This is a genomic window from Acinetobacter sp. UBA6526 (assembly GCF_002434875.1).
GTDB classification, from domain to species: Bacteria; Pseudomonadota; Gammaproteobacteria; order Pseudomonadales; family Moraxellaceae; genus Acinetobacter; species Acinetobacter venetianus.
Genome location: NZ_DJLC01000117.1, coordinates 1 through 3127 on the forward strand (window position 1 = coordinate 1; position 3127 = coordinate 3127).

The window sequence follows — 3127 nt, forward strand, 5'->3', positions numbered from 1 at the left end:
TTCAAACCTTTGTGCAACAAAGCCATTAGTAACCATTTAAATCTCGAACTCGCAAAAATGCTCAAAAATAATAAAGCTAAAATTTAAATAAATTTGAACTACAATTCTTGTCGGAAATCCCAATCGACGTTATTGTTCAACAATTACCTATAGAATCAACTCCTCATGAAAATAATGATCAAAACTTGGTTATCTGCAATTACTTTAAGCTTTTTGAGCTTACAAAGCCTCCATGCTGACAGCAAAACACTAGAACAAAATTTCAAGCGTAATTATCCAGATCTTCCAATCAAATCGGTTTCACCTTCCCCTTTAACGGGTATCTATGAAGTCTATGTTGCAGGAAAAATTATTTATACGGATGAAACTGCAAAATATTTATTTTTTGGAAATTTATTGGATGTGAAAAATAAAACCAATCTTACCGAGGAACGCTTGATAGAGTTAGGAAAAATTGATGTTAAACAGCTACCTCTTGATCAAGCTATTAAATATGTGAAAGGAAATGGAGAACGTACGCTATATGTGTTCACTGATCCAGACTGCCCATATTGTCAGAAATTAGAGCAATATATGACTTCCATTGACAATGTAACGGTCTACATTTTTTTATTCCCACTAAAGAAACTCCATCCTCAAGCTGAAATAGCGGCGAATAAAATTTGGTGTGCTAAAAATCAATATGAAGCTTGGGAGGATTATATGCTTCACCGCAAACTGAGTAAAAATTCAGGCCAATGTGACACGCCTATTCAGAAAAATATAGCCCTTGGTCAATCACTTCAAATCAATGGAACACCAACAATATTCTTTGCAAACGGCATGCGAGTTTCAGGCATTCCACAAGATGCTGAACAGATTGAATTACTATTGCAGGAAGCCAGTAAATAGAACTCGTAACCTTTAAGAAGCTCTTAAACCTGTTAAAACCAGTAGCCCATTAAACAAATGGACTACTTTTTTAATTTTGATTTAAGTTCTTTGACCCATCTTAATCAAGATATATACAAAACCATCATTTACAATTTACGCCAATTTTTTATGATGTGTATTGCATATTGCACTCTGCTACACAAAGGATGAAAGCAGGTTTCGGTATAAGGAAAAAGAAATATGAAAAAGTTGCTCATTGCTAGTTTAATCCTAGCAGCATCTCATTCAACATTTGCAGCTGATAAGAAAACAACTGCTAAAAATGATGTGTTTGCAAAAGCAACCCAACTTTATGAAGCTAAGGATTTTTCAGGTGCATTCCAAGAAATGCAACGCATTGCAAATACAGGAAATGCTCAAGCTATTTACAATTTGGGCTATATGCATCAAGTTGGGCAAGGTACCACAAAAGATGAAAAGAAAGCCCTGCAATACTATCAAGACGCATCCAATAAGGGTTTTGGGCAAGCAAGTTACACCTTAGCTCAGGTTTATAGAAATGGTACTTTAGGTGTCGCTAAAAACAGTCAAAAATATAAAGAATACTTAGATAAAGCTTCGAATCAAGGTTCAGATGATGCTATTGTGGAAAGTGCAAAATTACTTTTTGAACAAGGCAAACCTGAATATGATCAATTGGCAGTTCAAAAGCTACTCCCCTTATTACGCAAAGGATCTCAGCCTGCTGTACATTTAAAAGCAATTTATGATTTAAGCATTGGTGTTAAAAATAAAAACCCGATTATGCAGCAACAAGCTGTAGAAAGCCTACAAGGTCTTGCGAAGAAAGGATATGCACCCTCACTAATGGTTTTAGGAAATATGCTTGCAAATGGTGGAATTGTTGATCAAGATCTGGAACAAGCAAAAAATATTTTTACCCGTTTAGCAGCGGCAAATTATCCAAATGCTAAAGAATCTTTAGTAAAAGTCGAACAAGCAATTGCTGCTCAAAAAGCAGCAAAAGCAAATAAAAAATAAATAAAAAGCGCCTGATCTCAGGCGCTTTTTATCATTTAAAATTGCTTACTTACACTGATTCCAGCACTCCAATTACGTCCATCCGCTGGTTCAAAGAAACGACTATTACCATCATTCACAATAACTGAACCTGCATAATTTTTATCAAATAAGTTATCTACACGCGCAAAGCTATTAAAGCCCCAATCTGCATGTTTCCAAGCATATCCCGTGTAGATCGATGCAATTGTATAGCTCGCAGCAGCATCACTATTACTGTCATCGACATAGATTTTGTCCATATACTGCGTATCAAGTCCTGCATAAAAACCTTGATCTGGTTTCCATGCTAGCCCAATAAATGCTTGATTCTTAGCGATGCCAGGAATTGCATTACCTTTAGGAATCTCAGCAATTTTTCCAAGTGCTGGAACATTTGAATCAAAAGTTGCATCTAGGTAAGCATAACTCGCATTTACAGTAAGATCTTTCCAAACTTGCTTATTCCACGTAAATTCAGCACCTTTTCTTAAAGTACGATCTGCATTACGGAAAGTCGAACGACCATTGGAAGAACCCGCTGAAACAATATCATTTTGAGTTTTGCTCTGGAAAACGGCTACAGTAAAATCACCCAACTGATTTTGCGACTTTAAACCCAATTCATAGTTATCACTGGTCGATGGTTTTAAATCAAAATTAAAGCCCGACTTGCTACTATCAGCCTGATAAGCCATTTCAGTAAAAGTCGGTGTTTCAAAACCTTTCGCATAACTCACATAAGCCAATAATTCAGGCAGAATTTGCCAGCTTAAAGCAGCTGAAGGCAAAATCTTGTCATATTCTGTTTTATCACTGTCATTCCCATTACTCAAATAGTGGTCTTTAGATTTGTAATGCACATTGCTATAACGTACACCCGTATCTAAACGCCAAGTCGGTAAAAACTGCCAAGATGCTTGTAGGTATGGATCAATATTCCATAAGCTATTGTCTTCATCACGGCGTAACGTGCCTTTAACGCCGTATGATGGTTCACCAGAAACAATATTAAAGTTTTCATAACCTTGTCGATCTTCATCCATCTTATCGACGGCAACACCTATACTAAAGCGAGTATTTGGCAATAACTCTTTACCCGTCCAGCGGAAATCAGCACCATAATAATTACGTTCAAAATCTATTACTCCACCTGCGTGATTAGGATTTAATTGTGCAGAGCGAGGAATAGATT

General features: G+C 36.4%; 3 protein-coding genes. 2 read left to right on the forward strand and 1 reads right to left on the reverse strand.

The features are described 5' to 3' along the window. The first annotated feature begins 165 nt into the window (after positions 1-165). Both B4237_RS07815 and B4237_RS07820 read left to right on the forward strand, forming a co-directional pair. Positions 166-891 (forward strand): DsbC family protein, encoded by a 726-nt coding sequence (locus B4237_RS07815; protein ID WP_278595369.1) that lies wholly within the window; start codon positions 166-168, stop codon positions 889-891. A 222-nt stretch (positions 892-1113) separates the two neighbouring features. Then, the gene (locus B4237_RS07820) at positions 1114-1914 is read left to right on the forward strand and encodes a tetratricopeptide repeat protein (RefSeq protein WP_278595370.1); all 801 of its coding nucleotides are present in this window, start codon (positions 1114-1116) and stop codon (positions 1912-1914) included. Between the two features lie 35 nt (positions 1915-1949). Here B4237_RS07820 and B4237_RS07825 read toward each other — a convergent pair. After that, positions 1950-3127: TonB-dependent receptor (locus B4237_RS07825; RefSeq protein WP_286942560.1), on the reverse strand; the 1178-nt coding region annotated here is incomplete at its 5' end.